This is a genomic window from Ruegeria sp. C5, assembly GCF_056537605.1.
Genome location: NZ_JBQFRX010000004.1, coordinates 94968 through 112857 on the forward strand (window position 1 = coordinate 94968; position 17890 = coordinate 112857).

Annotated in this window: 21 protein-coding genes; 14 read left to right on the forward strand and 7 right to left on the reverse strand. The window is 58.8% G+C overall.

Annotated elements, in window-relative coordinates:
* Positions 1–3: 3 nt before the first annotated feature.
* A complete protein-coding gene (locus tag ACR0AW_RS14855) occupies positions 4–816 on the reverse strand; it encodes a protein-disulfide reductase DsbD domain-containing protein (protein WP_170733553.1) in 813 nt (270 codons plus the stop codon).
* A gap of 148 nt (positions 817–964) precedes the next feature.
* Here ACR0AW_RS14855 and ACR0AW_RS14860 point away from each other — a divergent pair, with 148 nt between their 5' ends.
* The gene (locus tag ACR0AW_RS14860) at positions 965–1519 is read left to right on the forward strand and encodes a YqgE/AlgH family protein (protein WP_170395693.1); all 555 of its coding nucleotides are present in this window, start codon (positions 965–967) and stop codon (positions 1517–1519) included.
* Here ACR0AW_RS14860 and ACR0AW_RS14865 read toward each other — a convergent pair.
* Positions 1516–2463 carry an L-threonylcarbamoyladenylate synthase gene (locus tag ACR0AW_RS14865; RefSeq protein WP_170733554.1) on the reverse strand — a complete coding sequence of 316 codons (948 nt, stop codon included), beginning with the start codon at positions 2461–2463 and terminating at the stop codon, positions 1516–1518. The two genes, ACR0AW_RS14860 and ACR0AW_RS14865, sit on opposite strands and share 4 nt — an antisense overlap.
* A 132-nt stretch (positions 2464–2595) precedes the next feature.
* On the opposite strand from ACR0AW_RS14865, the gene ACR0AW_RS14870 reads away from it, so the two are divergent.
* The 7 genes from ACR0AW_RS14870 to ACR0AW_RS14900 all read left to right on the forward strand — a co-directional run bounded on the left by ACR0AW_RS14870 (position 2596) and on the right by ACR0AW_RS14900 (position 9100).
* Positions 2596–4299 (forward strand): acyl-CoA dehydrogenase family protein, encoded by a 1704-nt coding sequence (locus ACR0AW_RS14870; protein ID WP_170612830.1) that lies wholly within the window; start codon positions 2596–2598, stop codon positions 4297–4299.
* On the forward strand, positions 4299–5345 hold the full coding sequence (locus ACR0AW_RS14875) for an MBL fold metallo-hydrolase (protein ID WP_170733555.1): 1047 nt from the start codon (positions 4299–4301) through the stop codon (positions 5343–5345). Before ACR0AW_RS14870 ends, ACR0AW_RS14875 begins: the two co-directional genes overlap by 1 nt.
* A 4-nt stretch (positions 5346–5349) precedes the next feature.
* Positions 5350–5799, forward strand: a complete 450-nt coding sequence (locus ACR0AW_RS14880; RefSeq protein WP_170395701.1) for a DUF6173 family protein — start codon at positions 5350–5352, stop codon at positions 5797–5799.
* A 64-nt stretch (positions 5800–5863) separates the two neighbouring features.
* Positions 5864–7702, forward strand: a complete 1839-nt coding sequence (locus ACR0AW_RS14885; protein ID WP_170513839.1) for a glycerophosphodiester phosphodiesterase — start codon at positions 5864–5866, stop codon at positions 7700–7702.
* Positions 7689–8243, forward strand: a complete 555-nt coding sequence (locus tag ACR0AW_RS14890; protein WP_170733556.1) for a hypothetical protein — start codon at positions 7689–7691, stop codon at positions 8241–8243. Before ACR0AW_RS14885 ends, ACR0AW_RS14890 begins: the two co-directional genes overlap by 14 nt.
* A gap of 68 nt (positions 8244–8311) precedes the next feature.
* Complete coding sequence (locus ACR0AW_RS14895; protein ID WP_170395707.1) at positions 8312–8446, forward strand: aa3-type cytochrome c oxidase subunit IV; 135 nt, start codon at positions 8312–8314, stop codon at positions 8444–8446.
* A gap of 21 nt (positions 8447–8467) precedes the next feature.
* Positions 8468–9100: a hypothetical protein gene (locus tag ACR0AW_RS14900; protein WP_170733557.1), complete on the forward strand. Its 633-nt coding sequence runs from the start codon at positions 8468–8470 to the stop codon at positions 9098–9100.
* Here the strand turns inward: ACR0AW_RS14900 and ACR0AW_RS14905 are convergent.
* A complete protein-coding gene (locus tag ACR0AW_RS14905; RefSeq protein ID WP_170395711.1) occupies positions 9089–9421 on the reverse strand; it encodes an AzlD domain-containing protein in 333 nt (110 codons plus the stop codon). The two genes, ACR0AW_RS14900 and ACR0AW_RS14905, sit on opposite strands and share 12 nt — an antisense overlap.
* Complete coding sequence (locus ACR0AW_RS14910; protein WP_170408370.1) at positions 9418–10128, reverse strand: AzlC family ABC transporter permease; 711 nt, start codon at positions 10126–10128, stop codon at positions 9418–9420. The genes ACR0AW_RS14905 and ACR0AW_RS14910 overlap by 4 nt, the downstream gene beginning before the upstream one ends.
* On the opposite strand from ACR0AW_RS14910, the gene ACR0AW_RS14915 reads away from it, so the two are divergent.
* The 4 genes from ACR0AW_RS14915 to ACR0AW_RS14930 are packed head-to-tail and all read left to right on the forward strand — an operon-like array spanning position 10127 to position 13467.
* The gene (locus tag ACR0AW_RS14915; RefSeq protein WP_480439249.1) at positions 10127–11068 is read left to right on the forward strand and encodes a formate dehydrogenase accessory sulfurtransferase FdhD; all 942 of its coding nucleotides are present in this window, start codon (positions 10127–10129) and stop codon (positions 11066–11068) included. The two genes, ACR0AW_RS14910 and ACR0AW_RS14915, sit on opposite strands and share 2 nt — an antisense overlap.
* Positions 11061–11717, forward strand: a complete 657-nt coding sequence (gene mobA / locus ACR0AW_RS14920) for a molybdenum cofactor guanylyltransferase MobA (RefSeq protein ID WP_170733558.1) — start codon at positions 11061–11063, stop codon at positions 11715–11717. Before ACR0AW_RS14915 ends, mobA begins: the two co-directional genes overlap by 8 nt.
* Positions 11714–12205 (forward strand): molybdopterin-guanine dinucleotide biosynthesis protein B, encoded by a 492-nt coding sequence (gene mobB / locus ACR0AW_RS14925; RefSeq protein WP_170733559.1) that lies wholly within the window; start codon positions 11714–11716, stop codon positions 12203–12205. Before mobA ends, mobB begins: the two co-directional genes overlap by 4 nt.
* Positions 12202–13467, forward strand: a complete 1266-nt coding sequence (locus tag ACR0AW_RS14930) for a molybdenum cofactor synthesis domain-containing protein (RefSeq protein ID WP_170733560.1) — start codon at positions 12202–12204, stop codon at positions 13465–13467. Before mobB ends, ACR0AW_RS14930 begins: the two co-directional genes overlap by 4 nt.
* On the opposite strand, the gene ACR0AW_RS14935 is transcribed toward ACR0AW_RS14930, so the two are convergent.
* The 3 genes from ACR0AW_RS14935 to ACR0AW_RS14945 all read right to left on the reverse strand — a co-directional run bounded on the left by ACR0AW_RS14935 (position 13464) and on the right by ACR0AW_RS14945 (position 15556).
* The gene (locus ACR0AW_RS14935; RefSeq protein WP_170733561.1) at positions 13464–14456 is read right to left on the reverse strand and encodes a hypothetical protein; all 993 of its coding nucleotides are present in this window, start codon (positions 14454–14456) and stop codon (positions 13464–13466) included. The genes ACR0AW_RS14930 and ACR0AW_RS14935 overlap by 4 nt on opposite strands.
* Before the next feature lie 14 nt (positions 14457–14470).
* The gene (greA, locus tag ACR0AW_RS14940; RefSeq protein ID WP_170408364.1) at positions 14471–14941 is read right to left on the reverse strand and encodes a transcription elongation factor GreA; all 471 of its coding nucleotides are present in this window, start codon (positions 14939–14941) and stop codon (positions 14471–14473) included.
* A gap of 234 nt (positions 14942–15175) precedes the next feature.
* The gene (locus ACR0AW_RS14945) at positions 15176–15556 is read right to left on the reverse strand and encodes a VOC family protein (protein WP_170513859.1); all 381 of its coding nucleotides are present in this window, start codon (positions 15554–15556) and stop codon (positions 15176–15178) included.
* Between the two features lie 89 nt (positions 15557–15645).
* On the opposite strand from ACR0AW_RS14945, the gene soxR reads away from it, so the two are divergent.
* Both soxR and ACR0AW_RS14955 read left to right on the forward strand, forming a co-directional pair.
* The gene (gene soxR / locus ACR0AW_RS14950) at positions 15646–16101 is read left to right on the forward strand and encodes a redox-sensitive transcriptional activator SoxR (RefSeq protein ID WP_170395726.1); all 456 of its coding nucleotides are present in this window, start codon (positions 15646–15648) and stop codon (positions 16099–16101) included.
* A 136-nt stretch (positions 16102–16237) separates the two neighbouring features.
* The gene (locus tag ACR0AW_RS14955; RefSeq protein WP_170626187.1) at positions 16238–17884 is read left to right on the forward strand and encodes an electron transfer flavoprotein-ubiquinone oxidoreductase; all 1647 of its coding nucleotides are present in this window, start codon (positions 16238–16240) and stop codon (positions 17882–17884) included.
* The last annotated feature ends 6 nt before the right edge of the window (positions 17885–17890 follow it).

Sequence of the window (17890 nt, forward strand, 5' to 3'; positions counted from 1 at the left end):
CGGTCAGCCTGCGCTGCATCCTTGGATATCGACAGCGTGGTTTGCCCCCAGAACCGTGATGCGCACTTCGGACCGATCCAGCGCAAATGGCCCGCCGGAGGCACCGATAATCTCCGAGCTTGCGATCAGGGTGTTGCCCTGACGGCGTGTATCGGGCTGCGATGCCCAGAGTGCCGGGTTTCCTGGTTCAATGACGGCGAATTCGGACCCGCCCGCTGAAGGCATGGTGATACGCGCCTCGATCCGCATTCCGTCTGCAGTGGGAGTCAATTGGCACGTCGCATCCGCCACGCCTGCTTCGCGTTCGGAAAACGGGCGCTGGGCGAGGGCTGCGGCGATGGCCGGATTGCGTGCAGCGTCGGCATCCATTGTGTGATCGAATTGCAACCGACCCGGCACGCAGACATCCTTACACACGCCCAAGTCCATCTCGCCGCGCAAACGCACGGGTTTGGCAGGGTTCTTAGGCGTGATTTCGACGGGCAGTACAAGTTGATCCTCATACCCGACCGAGCGCAGCCCGTTCTGATCAAACACATGCGGCGCGGGCCACGTGAAGGCTATGTCTGCAATATTGCGAGAGCCTTTCCAATCAAACTGTGGCGGAATGCCCGCATCGCCGGGTGCGCGCCAATAGGTCTTCCACCCGTCCTTGAGCTTTAGACGCAAGGCCCCCTGATAGGTACCTTCGGCGGTTTTGCCGCCGTCCAACACCTCAAGCTGAACCAGATTATCAACCCCCTGCGCAGTGGCGGGGGCACCAAAACAAAGGCTGACGGCCAACACGGCTGCAGCAGATTTGCAAAGCGCTTTCATATGCAGAACATGCGCATTCCGGTCGGGATTGCCAAGTCACGTTCCGGTCACTTCTGTGAAATGCACGGAAATCCCGGCTGATCCCTTGCCATTCCCCGGTTCACAGGGTCATTCTAGGGATATCCTATGGCGCAAGAGATATCTGCTGATGGACCTTACGGGAAAACTGTTGATTGCGATGCCCGGAATGGGCGACCCGCGATTCGAGCATTCGGTCGTCTATATCTGCAGCCATGGTGATGACGGCGCGATGGGATTGATCGTGAACAAGCCCTCGGACTTGAGGATCAAGACCTTGCTGGAACAGCTCAACATTCCGTGTCGGATACCTGTAATTGGCGAACGGCTGGTGCAGTTTGGCGGCCCGGTCGAGATGTCGCGTGGCTTTGTCCTGCATAGCGCAGATTATGAGGCGAATCTGCATTCTATGCAGATTTCCGAAGATTTCAGCATGACCGCAACGCTGGATGTGCTCGAGGATCTGGCCTCGGGCAAGGGGCCGCTGAATTCGATGCTGACTTTAGGTTATTCCGGCTGGGGGCCGGGTCAGTTGGAAGATGAGATCGCGATGAATGGTTGGTTAACGACTGATGCGTCGTCGAAACTGGTCTTTGATGTCCCTGATGACGAGAAATGGGAGGCGGCTTTGGCTACGCTTGGTGTTGATCCGCTGACCCTATCAGCCAGTGCAGGCCGCGCCTAATCGCGAGGGGCTGCTGCGCGGCGTAGACGGTCGTTGATGGCCGCACCTAATCCGTGATGGGGAATTGGTGATACGGCGATTGGCCGACCGGTATCGTTAAGTTTGTGAAGGGCGGCAAACAGGCTGGCGGCGGCCTCGGGCAGGTTGCAGGTGCTGGAGAGGTTCAGATCACAATCAACAGGGCCAAAACCCAGCAACACCTCGTCCCCCTGCCGTGACCGGGCGTTCAGCCGCACCGGCGCGTCCGGCGCGTAATGGGATTGCAACTGCCCCGGCGCAGTAAGCAGATCGCCGGGTTGGTGGTGATGCAGTTCTGCCTTTAGAACCTCTTCGATTTGTTCCAATGCGACACCACCTGGACGCAACAAGGCAGGGGTGCCGGCCAGACCCACAATAGTGGACTCAAGCCCGACACCGCACGGCCCATCGTCCAGAACTGCGGCTATGCGTCCCTCCAGCCCCGCTCGGACATGGGCCGCCGTCGTTGGGCTGATCTGACCAGAGGGGTTGGCCGATGGGGCTGCCACAGGACCGTCAAAAGTGGTCAGTAAAGCGTGCGCTGTGGGATGCGCAGGCACGCGAACGGCCAGAGTATCCAAGCCAGCTGTGACCAGCGACGAAATCCCGTGATCGGGGCGCAGAGGAAGAACCAGAGTTAACGGTCCGGGCCAGAAGGCATCAGCCAACAAATCAGCCTGATCGGTCCATTCGACGAAGCGTTTTGCGGTCTCGGTTGAGGCGACATGGGCGATCAGTGGGTTAAAACTGGGTCGCCCCTTGGCTTCATAGATCGCGGCCACAGCCTCGCCGTTCCGTGCATCGCCACCCAGTCCATAGACGGTCTCGGTCGGGAAAGCGACCAGCAGCCCCTGTCGCAACAGGTCAGCGGCCTTGGCGAGCCCGTCGGCGTTTGCTGGTAAGTCTTGAGTACCGAGAAGGGTCATGGATCGTGACGCCGCGTTTTGGTTGCTTGCAGTTCAGGTAACGGTAGGTAATCGTGCCAGCCCAGATGAATACCGGCGTGGGGCCGGGATTCCAACCCCACGCTGACAACTTGCCAGAACCAGAGGGAAACCATGCCCTATCGCGCCCCGATCTCAGACTATGAATTCCTGTTCCGCAACGTGATCGGCTTTGACCAGATCGCCGCGACCGAAAAGTTCTCGGAAGCCAGCGAGGATGTGGTCAGCGCCATTCTGACCGAAGCCGGGAAGATGTGCGAAGAAATCATGTCCCCGCTTCAGCGCCCTGGTGATCTGGAACCCGCGCGGCTGGAGAACGGCGTGCTGAGGACCTCTCCGGGCTATGCCGAGGGCTGGAGGGCGATTGCCGAAGGCGGCTGGATCGGGATGAGCGGTGATCCCGAATATGGCGGCATGGGCCTGCCAATGACCATGACCACCGCCGTGAACGAGATGATGAGCGCCGCTTGCCTGTCGCTGCAACTCGCTCCGTTGATGACCCAAGGCCAGATCGAGGCGCTGGAGCATCACGCAAGCGATGAACTGAAAGCGCTTTATCTGCCCAAGATGATGGCGGGAGAGTGGTCAGGCACCATGAACCTGACCGAACCGCAGGCCGGATCGGATGTGGGCGCGCTGACTTCGAAGGCCGAGGATAACGGCGATGGCACCTATTCGGTGACCGGGCAGAAGATCTATATCTCATGGGGCGACAACGACTTTGCCGAGAATGTCTGCCATCTGGTTCTGGCCCGTCTGCCAGACGGTGTTCCGGGAACCAAAGGGATTTCGCTGTTTCTGGTGCCGAAATACATCCCCGACGAGAACGGCAACCCCGGCGTGGCCAATGACCTCAAGGTGGTTTCGCTGGAACACAAGATGGGCCTGCACGGCTCGCCGACCTGCGTGATGCAATATGACGGGGCCAAGGGTTGGCTGGTCGGCAAGGAACATGGCGGCATGGCCGCGATGTTCACCATGATGAACAACGCGCGTTTGGGCGTTGGCGGCGAAGGTGTGGGTGTCGCCGAAGGGGCCTACCAGCATGCGCTGGCCTATGCGTTGGAGCGTAAACAGGGCAAGACGCCCTCGGGCACCATCATCGACCACGCGGATGTGCGGCGGATGCTGATGTCGATGCGCGCGGATGTGTTTGCGGCGCGGGCGATCATGCTGGCCAATGCAGCTGCAATCGACTTGGCGCAGGCCACGGGTGAGGCCGATTGGGCGGCACGTGCGGCGCTGCTGACGCCGATCTGCAAGGCTTTTGGCACCGAGACCGGCATGCGCGTTTCCGAGACCGGCGTTCAAGTGCATGGTGGCATGGGCTTCATCGAAGAAACTGGTGCTGCACAATATTATCGCGATGTCCGTGTGACCGCGATCTACGAGGGCACCAATGGTATTCAGGCCATGGACCTCGTAGCGCGCAAGATGATGGATGGGGGTGAGGCGGCCTCGAACCTTCTGGATGAGATCGAGGATCAAGCCGAGAAGGCGCGCGCCACGTTGCCTGAACTTGCTGGTCCTGTTTGGGAAGCTTCCGAGTCGCTGCGGGAAGCGACGGAGTGGCTCGTTGCTCAATCGGATATGAACAACCGGTTTGCTGGCGCGGCTTCGTATCTAAAAGCGTTCGCGCGGGTTCTGGGCGGGCATTACCATCTGTCAGCGGCGCTAGCCGATCCCGATGGACCGCGCGCCAAGTTGGCACGTTATTATATTAATGTGCTGCTGCCTGAACATACGGGCTTGCTTGCGCAGGCGCAGAACGGGGCGGATGACCTCTATGCCCTCAGCCCAGAGGAACTGGCGGTTTGATGGATGGCGAGGCTCCGCAAGTGATGCGATATCCGTGGGAGGAACCACCCGCTCCTGGCGAATGGGTCGAAGTTGCAGAAGGAGTTCTGTGGATTAGGCTGCCTTTGCCGATGGCGCTGGATCATGTGAATGTCTATGCACTTGATGATGGCGACGGCTGGACCATAGTCGACACAGGGCTTTCTTCAAAGAAAACACGGGGAATCTGGCAGGCCCTGATGGAAGGGCCATTGGCTGGCAAACCCGTCCGTCGCGTTGTCGTGACTCATCACCATCCTGACCATGTCGGCAATGCGGGCTGGTTCCAGTCCGAGCATGGTGCAGAACTGGTCACCAGTCGTACCGCATGGTTGTTCGCACGTATGCTGACGCTGGATGTGCAAGAGAATTGGCCGAAGGAAACGTTGGATTATTACCGCAGCGCGGGGATGGATCCGGACGTGCTGGCCGGTCGGATGGCCGAGCGTCCGTTCAACTTTGCCGACGCCGTGTACCCTATGCCGCTGGGATTTACCCGTGTCAAACAGGGCGACGTGATCCGCATGGGTGGCCGCGACTGGGATGTTCACATGGGCAACGGCCATGCGCCCGAGCATTGCACCTTCTGGAGCCGCGAGGACAATCTGGTGCTGACCGGTGATCAGATCCTCAGTTCGATCAGTTCCAACTTGGGCGTCTATGCCTCCGAGCCGATGGCCGATCCGGTGGCCGACTGGTTGGAGGCGTGCGAACGCCTGCAACCGCTGGCCCGGCCCGATCATTTGGTTTTGGGCGGGCACAAACTGCCGTTCACCGGGTTGCCGATCCGCATGCGGCAGTTGATCGATAACCACCACGGCGCGCTTGAGCGTCTGCTGAACGATCTCGATCAACCCAAAACCGCCGCCGAGTGCTTTGCCCCGCTGTTCAAGCGCCAGATCAGGGGCGGGGAATACGGCCTCGCGCTGGTCGAGGCGGTTGCACATATGAACCATCTCTACCACATTGGAGCGGTCACCCGGACGCGGCGCGCGGACGGAGCTTGGGAATATCAGCGCAAAGGGTAGAGCAATGGACAAGATCGAAACCTCAGCCGAGGCAGCGGAATCTGCGGCGTTGCCGCGGTGCTATGAGGTACACGCCAACCCTGAAGCGGCATCGGGGAACAAGGACTTGCCCAAGCCATTGCAAAAGCCGGTCGAAAGCAAAAGCCCTGCTCAATGGGCCTATGAGCGGCTGATCATGTATATTCAGAATTTCGAGAAGACTCTGGATGGCGATCACGAGGTTGCCATGGGATTCACCGGTGGTGATGCCGGTGTAATGCGGATCGAGGGCATGGGCTATTTCGATCCGGATGTGATTACCTTCTATGGCTCGGACGGAGGCGGCGCCAAAACGCAGCTCGTCCAGCATGTCAGCCAGTTGAATGTGATGCTGCGTGCCTTGCCGAAATCGATCGAGGATAAACCAGCCAACCGCATTGGTTTCCGGCTGGCGGCTGATCTGGAAGAAAGCTGACGCCCACTCTTGCAATTCACACTTACGCAGCCTTGAATGGATAGACCATTCAGGAGGCAACCGCGTGACCAATTTCTCAGCCGTTACAACTGCCTACCGGGGCGCATGGGCGCGGCGGCGCGTGTTTGTGCCTGTTTATGTCGCCGTCCGGTTGTTGCTGGTTGCACTGATCGCTCCGGGCGTTGCCATCGCCGTCAATCTTGCTGTCTCATTGTCTGATCAATCGGCGCTGACGGATCAGGACATTGCGATGTTCCTGCTGTCACCAGCGGGCTTCATCGCGGCGGTTGTAGTTCTCAGCCTGTTCTTACTGGCCGAGGTCTTTGTCTTCTCGGTCATGGCCGGATCATTGCGGATGGGTGAGCGTGACCCTTGGCGCGCGGGCAGTGCTTCCATCCGGTTGATCCTGACGCGTTTACCTGCGCTTTTCGGCTTTGCCGCACGGTTCATTTTGCGTGTGCTGGTACTTGCGCTGCCTTTTGTCGCCGTGGCTGGCCTGATCGCCTGGTGGATGCTGACTGAATACGACATCAACTATTACCTCACCTTCCACCCGCCTTCATTCTGGGTGGCGGTAGTGCTGATCGGATTTGTGGTGCTGTGTCTGGCTTGGGTTCTGATCCGCAGGCTCTCGGCCTGGGCGCTGTCGCTGCATCTTGTATTATTTGAGGGCTGCAAACCCGCCGAGGCCTTCTCCGCCAGCACGGATCGAATGGAAGGCAAACGCGGTCGCCTCAAGATCGAGCTTGGCCTTTGGCTTGCGATGCGTCTCGTGATCGCCGCACTGATTGCCTTTGTGGCCGGACTGTTGTTCGATCTGGTACCGTTGCAGGAAAGCACGAACCTGCGCTTTGCGCTGATCTTCAGTATGATCGTAGCGGGCCTCTGGTCGCTGGCTGGGCTTGTGCTTGCAGCCGTCGCTCTGGGAGCATTGGCGGTTCTGCTGGATGGGTTCTTCGACACACAAGGCCGAGAGGTCCCTCATCCTGAACCAGGCAACCTGCGCGCGCCGCTTTACGCTGTGGTCGGTGGCGCGGCAATCGCCCTGCTGATCGGGCTCTGGTCCGGGCAGGAGTTGCTGGTCCGCATTCAGGCCCCCGATCATGCGGATGTCATTGGTCATAGAGGTGCGGCGGCGATAAGGCCGGAAAATACCATGGCGGCAGTGTTGAAGGCTATCGAAGATGGCGCCGATTGGGTTGAGATCGACGTTCAGGAGACCGCGGATGGTGTGGTCATCATCGCGCATGACAGCGATTTCATGAAACTGGCTGGTGTGCCGCTCAAGGTCTGGGACGCGACCATGGAGGATGTGGCCGAGATCGATATCGGCAGTTGGTTCGGCCCCGAATATGCCTCGGAACGGACGCCCACGCTGCGCGATGTTCTGGAAGCTGCGAAGGGCAAATCCAAGGTCATCATCGAGCTGAAATACTATGGCCATGACGTCGACCTGGAAAACCGAGTCGCCACAATTGTCGAAGAGATGGGGATGCAGGACGACATCGCCACCATGTCGCTGAAATACCCGGCAGTACAGAAGATGAAAGCGCTGCGCCCCGATTGGCGGGCAGGCGTTCTGGCCGCAACCGCCATCGGCAATCTGTCGGGGCTTGAGGGCGATTTTGTGGCCGTAAACGCGGCGACGGTATCTCCGGGTCTGATCCGCTCGGTCCATGAGGCGGGCAAGGACATCTATGTATGGACGGTGAATGACCCGCTACAGATGTCGGCCATGGCATCGATGGGGGTCGACGGGCTGATCACCGATCGTCCTGCCATGGCTCGCGAAGTACTGCGTGTTCGTGCCGAGATGGGACCGGGCGAGCGTCTGATGCTATGGTTGGCGACGACATTCGGATTGTCCATTGATACTGCCGAGATGCGTGATGCGGAACCATAGACTGGCCGCCCTTCTGGCCTGTTGCGCGCTGCCTGCAGCTGCGCAGGACCTGATGCGTAGCGTGGAAATGCCCGCTCACCGGGCGTTGGCCGACACGATAGAAGGCGCTGAACTGACCCCCTTTGAAACGGATGGCTGTTCGGGCGGATTATCTTCCAGCTGGCGTATGGTTGCCGAGACCTTTCCGAAGTTCAGTCTGCTTTATGAAGAACACCCGCCATGGGAGTACTGCTGCGTTACTCACGATCGCGCCTATTACAACGCAGGCGGCGCATCGCAGGCCGAGGCCAGCTTTGACGCCCGGCTCGCTGCCGATGACGCGCTGCGCACCTGTGTCAAAACCCACGGCGAAAGCCATGCTGATGAATATGCCGAACGCTATGATATGACGCCGGATCAAATCCGCTCGGTTCATTCGATCACCTCCGAGGCGATGTTTCTGGCCGTGCGTTTTGGGGGTGGTCCCTGCAGCGGGTTGCCCTGGCGCTGGGGGTTTGGTTATCCAGGCTGCACGATTTTTGGACCAACTGCGCGCGAATGACGTCGTGACAGGCCCTGAGTTTTGCATTATCCAACATTTCAAATACGCGAATTGGGATTCTAATAAACATGGCTGATCACAAGCACGGCGAGATGGACATCACCGTTCAAACAAAAACCTTTGACGGTTTCATCAAATTCACCACGTGGTGCGTGGTGGCAATTGTACTCCTTTGCCTGTTCCTGGCGGTCTTTGCGGCCTAAACGGTACACGAGGCGCATCTCTTGTTCAGGATTCTGATTGCCTGCCTGCTGGCAGTGACAGTTGCGGGTTGCGCGGGATCGCAGCGCCCGCAGGCTGATCCCTCGGAAATCGTGGCTCGGTCCTATCGTGATCCGGGGCCATCGACACTGACGCTCTATACGATGATCAGCACGCGCACCGGATCGGGGGCACACACGTCGCTGATGATCAGCGGCAGCGAGCGGGTCATATTTGATCCTGCCGGATCGTTCCGGGCGGATGTGGTGCCGATCAAGAATGATGTCCTTTATGGCATCACGCCAAATGTTGAACGCGCCTATCGTAGCAGTCATGCGCGCGAGACGCATTATGCCCGTATTCAGACGATCGAAGTGACGCCACAGCAGGCCGAGAGCGCGCTGCAATTGGCCAAGCAGATGGGCCCGGTTTCGCAGGCTTTTTGTGCAAATTCGACCTCGCAATTGCTGCAACAGGTCCCGGGGTTCGAGCAAATCAAAACAACATTCTACCCGGTGAAGCTATCCGATCAGTTTGGTCAGATTCCAGGCGTTGTCACCACGGACTATCGTGAGAATGACTCGGCTGATCTTCAGCAGGGGCTGGCGGAAAACAATGCGCGCCTCAATCAGCTTGAAGCGGTCTCAACCAACTAGGTACAGCAGACCGTAAAGCGTGGCGGCCCCTGAAAAGATGGCCGCTATGACGTTCTTCGTCACAATTCCCACCGTCAACGCAACTGCCGCAGCCGCCATGCGCGGCATATCCGGTTGTCCTTCGGTGGCCGTGGGCCAGACTACCAAAGGTGCGATCAGGGCAGGCAGAATCGCCACTGCTGTGTACCTCAGGTGCCGCAGAAGCCAGGGCGGCATCGGGCGGTCGCCAACCAGCCCGATAAAGGTAAAGCGCAGAAGATAGCTGCCTATCGCCAGACCTACGATGATGATCCACATGGTTGTCGGGTCGATCTGCGTCATGACTTTTTCCGCTCTAACATCAATTCAGCCCGTGCACCTGCCATCATCCCGGCTATCCCTGCGATCAACAGTCCAAGATTGAACGGCACTGCCACGCAGAGCAGGGCGACAACAATCGCCACCAGCGCGGCTACAACATGCGCCATGGTGCGCATCATCGGTCCGATCATGGACAAGAACGTGATCGGCAGCGCAAAATCCAGAGCCCAGCTTTCCGGAATCTGCGCCCCCAGAACAGCACCCAGATAAGTGGCGAGTATCCAAAGCGGCGTGATCGGCGTGACCGAGCCGACAAAGTACGCCATGCGCTGAGGCACGGACATATCCGGTTCTTTCTCGAATCGGACAATCGAACAGGCGTAAGACTGATCAACAATAAGATAGGCTCCAAGGGCCCGTTGCCACAGCGGAGCCGCCCCCAGATAAGGGGTCAGTGAAGCCGAATACATGGCCACCCGCAGGTTCACAGCCAGGGCCGAGATCAGAACGATAACCGTTGGTGTATTGTCCTGGAGCAATTGCAATGCGGTGAACTGAGCGGCGCCGGCAAACACCGTGGCGGAAAAGGCCATCGTCTGGATGATATCCAGCCCTGCTTCTGTGGCAAAAACACCAAACAGAAGGCCAAAGGGCATGGCGACGAAGATAAACGGCGTCCCGTCGCGAAAACCTTTCCAGAAGTACGACTTGGATGTGGCAGAGGCCATGGCTAAATCCTATGGTGACGCGAGCAGCAGTAGCCGTCTTGGGAAGGGGTTGCAATTGGCCACGGAGATCGACCTGTCAGACTACCTCATTGCGCCCGATCCGGGGGCTGCCCGCCTGACGCGCGGTGTCGAGGGTGTGGACCAGAATGGTGAGATAAGTCAGATCTCAGTGGTCGAGGAACGCCCGCTGACCATTTTCCTCAACTCACAGGAAATCGTGACGGCAATGACCATCGGCGACTATCCTGAATACCTTGCGCTCGGGTTTCTGCGTAATCAGGGGATGCTGCTTGCAGATGATGAAATTACTCGGGTCGACTATGACGACGATCTGGAAACCGTGGTCGTGCGTACCGCGCGTGAGACCTCATACGAGGACAAGCTGAAGAAGAAGACCCGCACCAGCGGTTGCGCAGTAGGCACTGTGTTCGGAGACATGATGGAGGGGCTAGAGGACGTGCGCCTGCCACCGGTCTCGGTGCGCACCTCGTGGCTGTATGAGTTGGCGTCCAAGATCAACCGCACCCCGTCTCTGTACCTTGAGGCGGGTGCCATCCATGGCACGGTGCTTTGTCATGAAAGCCACCCGTTGGTTTATATGGAAGACGTGGGCCGCCATAACGCGGTCGACAAGATCGCAGGCTGGATGCTCTCCGAGGGTGCGACTGCGTCTGACAAGATCCTCTATACGACCGGTCGTTTGACTTCGGAAATGGTGATCAAAACGGCAATGATGGGCATCCCTGTTCTCGCTTCGCGATCGGGATTCACCGCCTGGGGTGTCGAGATCGCGCGCGAGGTCGGTTTGACTCTGATCGGCCGGATGCGCGGGCAGCGGTTCGTGTGTTTGTCGGGCGAAGACCGATTGGTGCGCGATGTCGATCCGTCGAGCGTGGCGATTGAGGACAAAAAACATCGCAGGAAAAGTGCCGATGGCTGAACAGTCGCAAAAACCGCTGGGGGTTATTCTGGCAGGCGGCCTCGCAACGCGAATGGGAGGCGGCGATAAAGGGCTGTTGCAGATCGGCGGGCAGAGCCTGCTGGATCGGGTGATAGACAGGCTGCGCCCTCAGGTCGGCGGGCTGGCTTTGAACGCCAACGGCGATGCCGAACGGTTTGCTCGCTTGAACTTACCGGTTGTTTCGGACTCGATCGAGGGCTTTGCAGGGCCGCTGGCCGGTGTTTTGGCCGGGCTTGATTGGGCCGCTGAACAGGGCGCGCACTCTATCGTGACGGTTGCGGCGGATACTCCGTTCTTTCCGCATGATCTTGTGGCGCAACTGGTGAACGCATCCAAAGGGCAGAAATACCCCCTTGTTCTGGCAACCACCCCGCGCACGAGTGACGAGGCTTTAAAATCCGGCGGCGGCAAGCGGATCAATCGGCATCCGACCTTTGGGCTCTGGCCGGTAGTATTGCGCGATGATCTGAGGGAGGCGTTGAACGCTGGATTGCGCAAGGTTGTCCTGTGGACTGACCAGCATGATGGGCGAGAGGCGCTGTTTTCGGCCCAGCCGTTTGATCCGTTCTTCAACGTCAACACTCCCGATGATCTGGCCCGCGCTGAAACCTTGTTGGAGCAGGTATGAGGGTCTACGGCGTCACCGGTTGGAAAAACGCGGGCAAAACCGGCCTAGTGGAACGGCTGGTGGCTGAAATCACCGGACGTGGGTATACCGTTTCCACCGTTAAACATGCGCATCATTCCGTCGACGTCGACCAGCCGGGTACCGACAGCCAGCGGCATCGCGCGGCGGGTGCGTCCGAAGTGCTGTTGGCATCCGGCCAGCGGATCGCACTGATGCAGGAGTTGCGCGGTGCGCCCGAGCCGAAGCTGGACACCTTGCTGTCGCGTTTGTCTCCGGTCGATCTGGTGTTGATCGAAGGCTTCAAGCGCGAGCGTCATCCCAAGATCGAAGCGTTTCGCGCTGAACCCGGAAATCCGCTGATCGCCACGGATGATGACACGGTTCGCGCGGTTGCAAGTGATACGCTTTTGGAATTGGATTGCCCGGTGTTTGATCTGGATGATACGGCGGCCATTGCAGATTTCATCCTGGAAGAGGTCAGATTATGAGCACGCCGGATATCTCACCTCCGCCCTTGCGCAATGATTGTTTCGCCTTGCCTGCAGGGGTGAACTGGACGCCCGTTGATGAGGCTCTGGCGCTTTTGCGAGACAGATTGTCGGTGGTAGCTGGGGTTGAAAACGTGCCCGTGATGCGGGCGGCGGGCCGAGTTCTGGCGGTGGACGTGTCGGCCAAACGATCAAACCCGCCTCAGCCCAACACCGCTGTCGATGGGTACGGATTTGCCGGTCCGGTGCCGGACGGACCCTGTGTCATGCCTTTGGTAGAGGGCCGGGCGGCTGCGGGTGTACCCTTTGACGGTGAGGTCCCAGAGGGCCATGCGATACGCATTCTTACCGGAGCTGCACTGCCAAAGGGTGTTAATACGGTCATATTGGAAGAGGATGTGACCTTTGATCAGGGGCACATTGCATTCCGAGGTCCGTTGAAACAGGGCGCGAACACGCGAAAGGCAGGCGAAGACGTGGTTGAAGGCGCGCTGACCTTGCCAATTGGGCGGCGTTTAACACCAACGGATCTGGCGCTTTTGTCGGCGGTTGGTCTGGCTGAGGTTTCCGTCCGCAAGGTTTTGCGGGTCGGAGTGCTATCGACCGGGGATGAGTTGGTCGAGCCGGGTGACAGCGCCGGACTGGGGCAGATTTATGATGCCAATCGTCCGATGCTGCTGTCACTGGCCGAGCGGATTGGATTCAAATCGGTTGATCTTGGGCGCGCCGAGGATGATCGCGCGGCGCTGAAACAGCATTTGGATCGCGCGGCTCAGCAAGTGGATGTAATCCTTACCAGTGGCGGCGCCTCCGCCGGCGATGAAGATCACGTCTCGGCTTTGTTGCGAGAGGCCGGGGCGATGCAGGAATGGCGCATCGCACTAAAACCCGGGCGGCCTTTGGCGCTGGGCATGTGGGATCAGACGCCGGTGTTTGGCTTGCCGGGCAATCCGGTGGCAGCACTGGTTTGCACGTTGATCTTTGCCTGCCCGGCACTGAACCTGTTGGCGGGTGCAGGATGGCAAGAGCCGCAAGGCTTCGACGTGCCCGCCGCGTTCGAAAAGCACAAGAAACCGGGTCGTCGAGAATACCTGCGGGCGCGCATCCGTGAAGGACAGGCCGAGGTATTCCATTCGGAAGGATCTGGCCGGATCAGCGGGCTGAGCTGGGCCGAAGGCTTGGTCGAAATCGAGGACGGTGCCCGCGATATCAAGCCCGGCGATCTGGTGAGGTTCATACCCTACGGGAGTTTTGGGCTTTAATCGAACGTCCCTGCGACACGCCCCACCAGCATGAAGGCACGCGCTGTGCGGGTTTCGCTCAGGGCTGTAAGCTCGGCATCGCTGGCATTAGGTTCGAACTCGACGATCATATGGTCAAAGCGGCGCAGGAAATGGTGTGCGGCATCGCGAAAGATCGGATCCTGTTTCATCCGCGCCGCAGTCAGCGCCAGTGACGAACGGTCCCGAATGCCACCCAAGGCAGCCACCGACCGCCCGCGCGCGCCTTGGGCAAATTGCCGCCAGACTTCGGGTCGGGCCAAATCGGGGCGCAGGTCATCCATATAGATGCCTTCCTGGCTGAGAAGGGTCAGAACATCTTGTGAGGCCTGCACAAGTTTCGAGGTCTTGCGATCTTTCAATGCAAGCCGCAGCGCGTTAAATCCCTCGGCATCGCTTTGCGTCTCGGGGAAGTTTAGGGCGCGGATAAAGATGTCGGTGGGCAACGGGGGCGCAATTTCTTCCGCTGAGGTGCCAAGTTCCAACGAAGTCTGATTGGCCATGTCCGGCGCGGGCCTTTGGGTGCGCCCGGGTTCACCGCGATTGGTCGAGAATGTCGCCAGCGCGCTCTCGGTCTTTTTTGCGCTTTCGGCGATTTCATCCAGTTTCTTGCCGACCGTCGGCTCATACGTGCTGGCCGCGCGTTGTTGCTGAACGACATAGCTGTTGCGGATCGCATCGATGGCTGTCTGCAGGCGGGCGCTTTCTTCGCGCATCACTCGGCTGGCGCGCATCGCAAGGGCTGCGACCCAGATCATTGCGACCGGCATGAACACCGCCAGGAAGGTGACGATGAACCCTCCTTGTTGCCCGCCGGGCAGTACCAGAAACACGACCGACACCACCAGCCAGATCAGGCTGAGAACAACTGCTGCAATCTCGATCTCGGTGACCGAACGGTGCGCCGGACGGTCGTAGATACCCAGCGAGGTTGGTTTCTCGGGTTCTTGCTCAGGTTCAGACCCTGACATGACAAACGCTCCGGTCAGGCGTATTCGATATTCAGAACTTCATAAGAGCGCACGCCTCCGGGGGTGCGGACCTCGACACTGTCGCCTTCTTCTTTGCCAATCAGGGCGCGGGCGATGGGGGATTTGATGTTCAGAAGGCCCGCTTCGATATTGGCCTCATACTCACCCACGATCTGCCAGGTCTTTTCTTCGTCGGTATCTTCATCCACCAACGTGACCTTCGCGCCGAACTTGATAGCCCCTGACAGTTTGGCCGGATCAATGACATCTGCCAGCGACAGGATGCCTTCAAGCTCTTTGATGCGGCCTTCGATAAAGCCCTGCTTTTCGCGCGCCGAGTGGTATTCGGCGTTTTCTTTCAGGTCGCCCAGTTCGCGGGCTGAGGCAATCGCCTCGATGATCGCCGGGCGCTCGACGGATTTCAGATTCTTCAGCTCTGCCTCGAGCGCGGCATTGCCCGAAGGCGTCATGGGGATCTTTTCCATTGTCTTGTCGTCCACGCAGAAATTGTTACGCCCCGCCGCACAATAGCGTCGGGGCGAAGGATGGGTTGGCATTTACCTGACCCAAATGAGGCGTGAATTGCAAGAGGGGAGGTGTGCGTTGTCAGTAAACTCGCAACTTAGCGCCGCCGTTCCGGGGGGCGGGTGCGCCTGTGGCGCTGTCCCAACAATTCTCCACTTCGCCAACGGCTGGCTTCGTGCCCAAGCCACAGCATCTCAATCATACTGAACCACTTCGAATTCGATGCCATTGTCATCTTCGAAATAGAACCGCTTGCCTGGCTCATAGTCTGCGTGGTTGTGCGGTTCAAATCCCGCTTTGCGGACCTTTTCCTCGGTGGCGTCGATATCCTCGACCAGCACACCTACATGGTTCAAGCCGCCCACGTAATCATAGCTGCTTTCGCCTGATGGCTTGGGATCGCCGGGGGCGTAGAGTGCCAGATAGGTATGAGGGCTGCCCACATGCACCGTATAGCCACCGGCAATGGCAGGGCCTTCCCAGCGTGTTTTCCAGTCGAAGACTTTCTGCATCCACGCCGCAGATGCCTTTGGGTCGCGGACCGTGAAATTAGTATGTTCCAGCGTCGCCATCATGGGATTCTCCTTCCAATTTGAGGCTTGTCCCGACTCACTGTAATTTCTAAACCTAACTTTAGGTCAAGAGATTTCTTTGGGAGGATGTAATGGTTGTTTCGGAAGGTCTGGCGATTGGAGCATTGGCCCGGCGCACCGGGTTGGCGGTGTCGGCGATCCGATACTACGAGGCGCAAGGTTTGATATCTCCATGGCGTAACGCGGGTGGGCAGCGGCGTTATCAGCGCGCCGATATCCGACGGCTAAGCTTTGTGATGATCGCGCAGCAATTCGGTCTGACTTTGCCCGAGATCCGCGAGGTATTGTCGGGCTTGCCAGGAAACCGCACACCGACGCCTCAGGACTGGAAGAGTATCAGCGAACGGCTGCGCACGCATCTGGATCAGCGAATCGATACGCTGATGCGACTACGCGACAATCTGGATGGATGTATTGGTTGCGGCTGCCTCAGCCTGCCGAAATGCAAGCTTTACAACCCCGATGACAGGGCCAAATCCCATGGTAGCGGTCCCAGATACCTTATGGGGGACGCACCCGAAGCCTGAAGTGTCGAATAGCGGCGTTGTTACGCCGTGTTTCGATTGACCAAAGTCTTTATGACCATGTAATCAGCCGTGAAACAATATTGCGCCGACCGCATGAAGAAAGCGCCAATTCGGAAAGTTAGCTAAGGAGCCCGCGATGGCCGAGATTGAACGCGAAGCGATGGAATATGACGTGGTGATCGTGGGTGCTGGCCCTGCGGGCCTGTCTGCGGCCATCCGTCTGAAACAGCTGGATGCCGACCTGAACGTCGTGGTTCTAGAGAAGGGTTCGGAAGTGGGTGCGCATATCCTGTCGGGTGCGGTGCTGGACCCTTGTGGTCTGGATGCTCTGATCCCCGATTGGAAGGAAAAGGGTGCCCCGCTGAACGTGCCTGTGCATGAAGACAATTTCTACATGCTGGGCGAGGCTGGCAAGATCCGCATCCCCAATTTCCCGATGCCGCCGCTGATGAACAACCACGGCAACTACATCGTTTCGATGGGCAATGTCTGCCGCTGGATGGCAGAGCAGGCCGAAGAACTAGGCGTCGAAATCTTCCCCGGCATGGCCTGTTCCGAGCTGGTCTACGGTGAGAACGGTGAAGTCAAAGGCGTTGTAGCCGGTGTATTTGGTCTGGAGCCAGACGGATCCTACGGCCCCAACACCGAGCCGGGCATGGAACTGCATGGCAAATATGTCTTCCTGTCGGAAGGCGTGCGCGGCTCACTGTCCAAGGAAGTCATCGCCAAATACGACCTGTCTGCCGGTAAAGAGCCGCAGAAATACGGCGTCGGCATGAAAGAGATCTGGGAGATCGACCCGGCCAAGCACAAAGAAGGCAGCGTCACGCACACCATGGGCTGGCCGCTGGGCAGCAACGCGGGTGGCGGGTCGTTCATCTATCACCTTGAAAACAATCAGGTCTATGTCGGCTTTGTGGTTCACCTGAACTACAAAAACCCGCACCTGTACCCCTACATGGAATTCCAGCGCTTCAAGCATCACCCGATGGTGGCTGACCTGCTTAAGGGCGGCAAGCGTGTGGCTTATGGTGCCCGCGCGATCACCGAGGGTGGCTACCAGTCGATGCCGAAACTGGTCGCACCGGGTGTTGCGCTGTTGGGTTGCTCGGCGGGCATGGTCAACGTGCCGCGCATCAAGGGCAACCACAACGCGATGCTGTCGGGCAAGGCCGCGGCCGAAGCCGCCTATGATGCCATCAAGGCCGAGCGTTCGGGTGATGAACTGACCGCTTATGAGGCCGACGTTCGCGATGGTGCAATCGGCTCGGATCTGAAGAAGGTGCGCAACGTCAAACCGCTGTGGTCGAAATACGGCCTGACCGCCAGCTTGGTACTGGGCGGTATGGACATGTGGACCAACACGCTGGGCTTCTCGCTGTTGGGCACGCTGGGCCACGGCAAGAACGACGCGGAATCGACCGAAGATGCCAGCAAGCATCAACCCATCGACTACCCGAAACCCGATGGCACACTGTCCTTTGACCGCCTGACGAACGTATCGTTTGCGGCCACCAATCACGAGGAAAGTCAGCCTTGTCATCTGAAACTGGCCGACCCGGACATCCCGGTTAAGGTCAACCTGCCCAAATTCGACGAGCCGGCACAGCGTTACTGCCCCGCAGGCGTCTATGAGATGGTCGAGGATGAAGACGGGCCGCGATTCGTGATCAACTTCCAGAACTGTGTTCACTGCAAGACCTGTGACATCAAGGATCCCAGCCAGAACATCACATGGACTACACCGCAGGGCGGCGACGGGCCGAACTACCCCAATATGTAGGCAAGA

Coding starts and splice junctions, on each gene's coding strand:
- ACR0AW_RS14855 (WP_170733553.1), bottom strand. CDS start 816: ATGAAAGCGCTTTGCAAATCTGCTGCAGCCGTGTTGGCCGTCAGCCTT.
- ACR0AW_RS14860 (WP_170395693.1), top strand. CDS start 965: ATGGACCTTACGGGAAAACTGTTGATTGCGATGCCCGGAATGGGCGAC.
- ACR0AW_RS14865 (WP_170733554.1), bottom strand. CDS start 2,463: ATGACCCTTCTCGGTACTCAAGACTTACCAGCAAACGCCGACGGGCTC.
- ACR0AW_RS14870 (WP_170612830.1), top strand. CDS start 2,596: ATGCCCTATCGCGCCCCGATCTCAGACTATGAATTCCTGTTCCGCAAC.
- ACR0AW_RS14875 (WP_170733555.1), top strand. CDS start 4,299: ATGGATGGCGAGGCTCCGCAAGTGATGCGATATCCGTGGGAGGAACCA.
- ACR0AW_RS14880 (WP_170395701.1), top strand. CDS start 5,350: ATGGACAAGATCGAAACCTCAGCCGAGGCAGCGGAATCTGCGGCGTTG.
- ACR0AW_RS14890 (WP_170733556.1), top strand. CDS start 7,689: ATGCGGAACCATAGACTGGCCGCCCTTCTGGCCTGTTGCGCGCTGCCT.
- ACR0AW_RS14895 (WP_170395707.1), top strand. CDS start 8,312: ATGGCTGATCACAAGCACGGCGAGATGGACATCACCGTTCAAACAAAA.
- ACR0AW_RS14905 (WP_170395711.1), bottom strand. CDS start 9,421: ATGACGCAGATCGACCCGACAACCATGTGGATCATCATCGTAGGTCTG.
- ACR0AW_RS14915 (WP_480439249.1), top strand. CDS start 10,127: ATGGCTAAATCCTATGGTGACGCGAGCAGCAGTAGCCGTCTTGGGAAG.
- ACR0AW_RS14910 (WP_170408370.1), bottom strand. CDS start 10,128: ATGGCCTCTGCCACATCCAAGTCGTACTTCTGGAAAGGTTTTCGCGAC.
- mobA (WP_170733558.1), top strand. CDS start 11,061: ATGGCTGAACAGTCGCAAAAACCGCTGGGGGTTATTCTGGCAGGCGGC.
- mobB (WP_170733559.1), top strand. CDS start 11,714: ATGAGGGTCTACGGCGTCACCGGTTGGAAAAACGCGGGCAAAACCGGC.
- ACR0AW_RS14930 (WP_170733560.1), top strand. CDS start 12,202: ATGAGCACGCCGGATATCTCACCTCCGCCCTTGCGCAATGATTGTTTC.
- ACR0AW_RS14935 (WP_170733561.1), bottom strand. CDS start 14,456: ATGTCAGGGTCTGAACCTGAGCAAGAACCCGAGAAACCAACCTCGCTG.
- greA (WP_170408364.1), bottom strand. CDS start 14,941: ATGGAAAAGATCCCCATGACGCCTTCGGGCAATGCCGCGCTCGAGGCA.
- ACR0AW_RS14945 (WP_170513859.1), bottom strand. CDS start 15,556: ATGATGGCGACGCTGGAACATACTAATTTCACGGTCCGCGACCCAAAG.
- soxR (WP_170395726.1), top strand. CDS start 15,646: ATGGTTGTTTCGGAAGGTCTGGCGATTGGAGCATTGGCCCGGCGCACC.
- ACR0AW_RS14955 (WP_170626187.1), top strand. CDS start 16,238: ATGGCCGAGATTGAACGCGAAGCGATGGAATATGACGTGGTGATCGTG.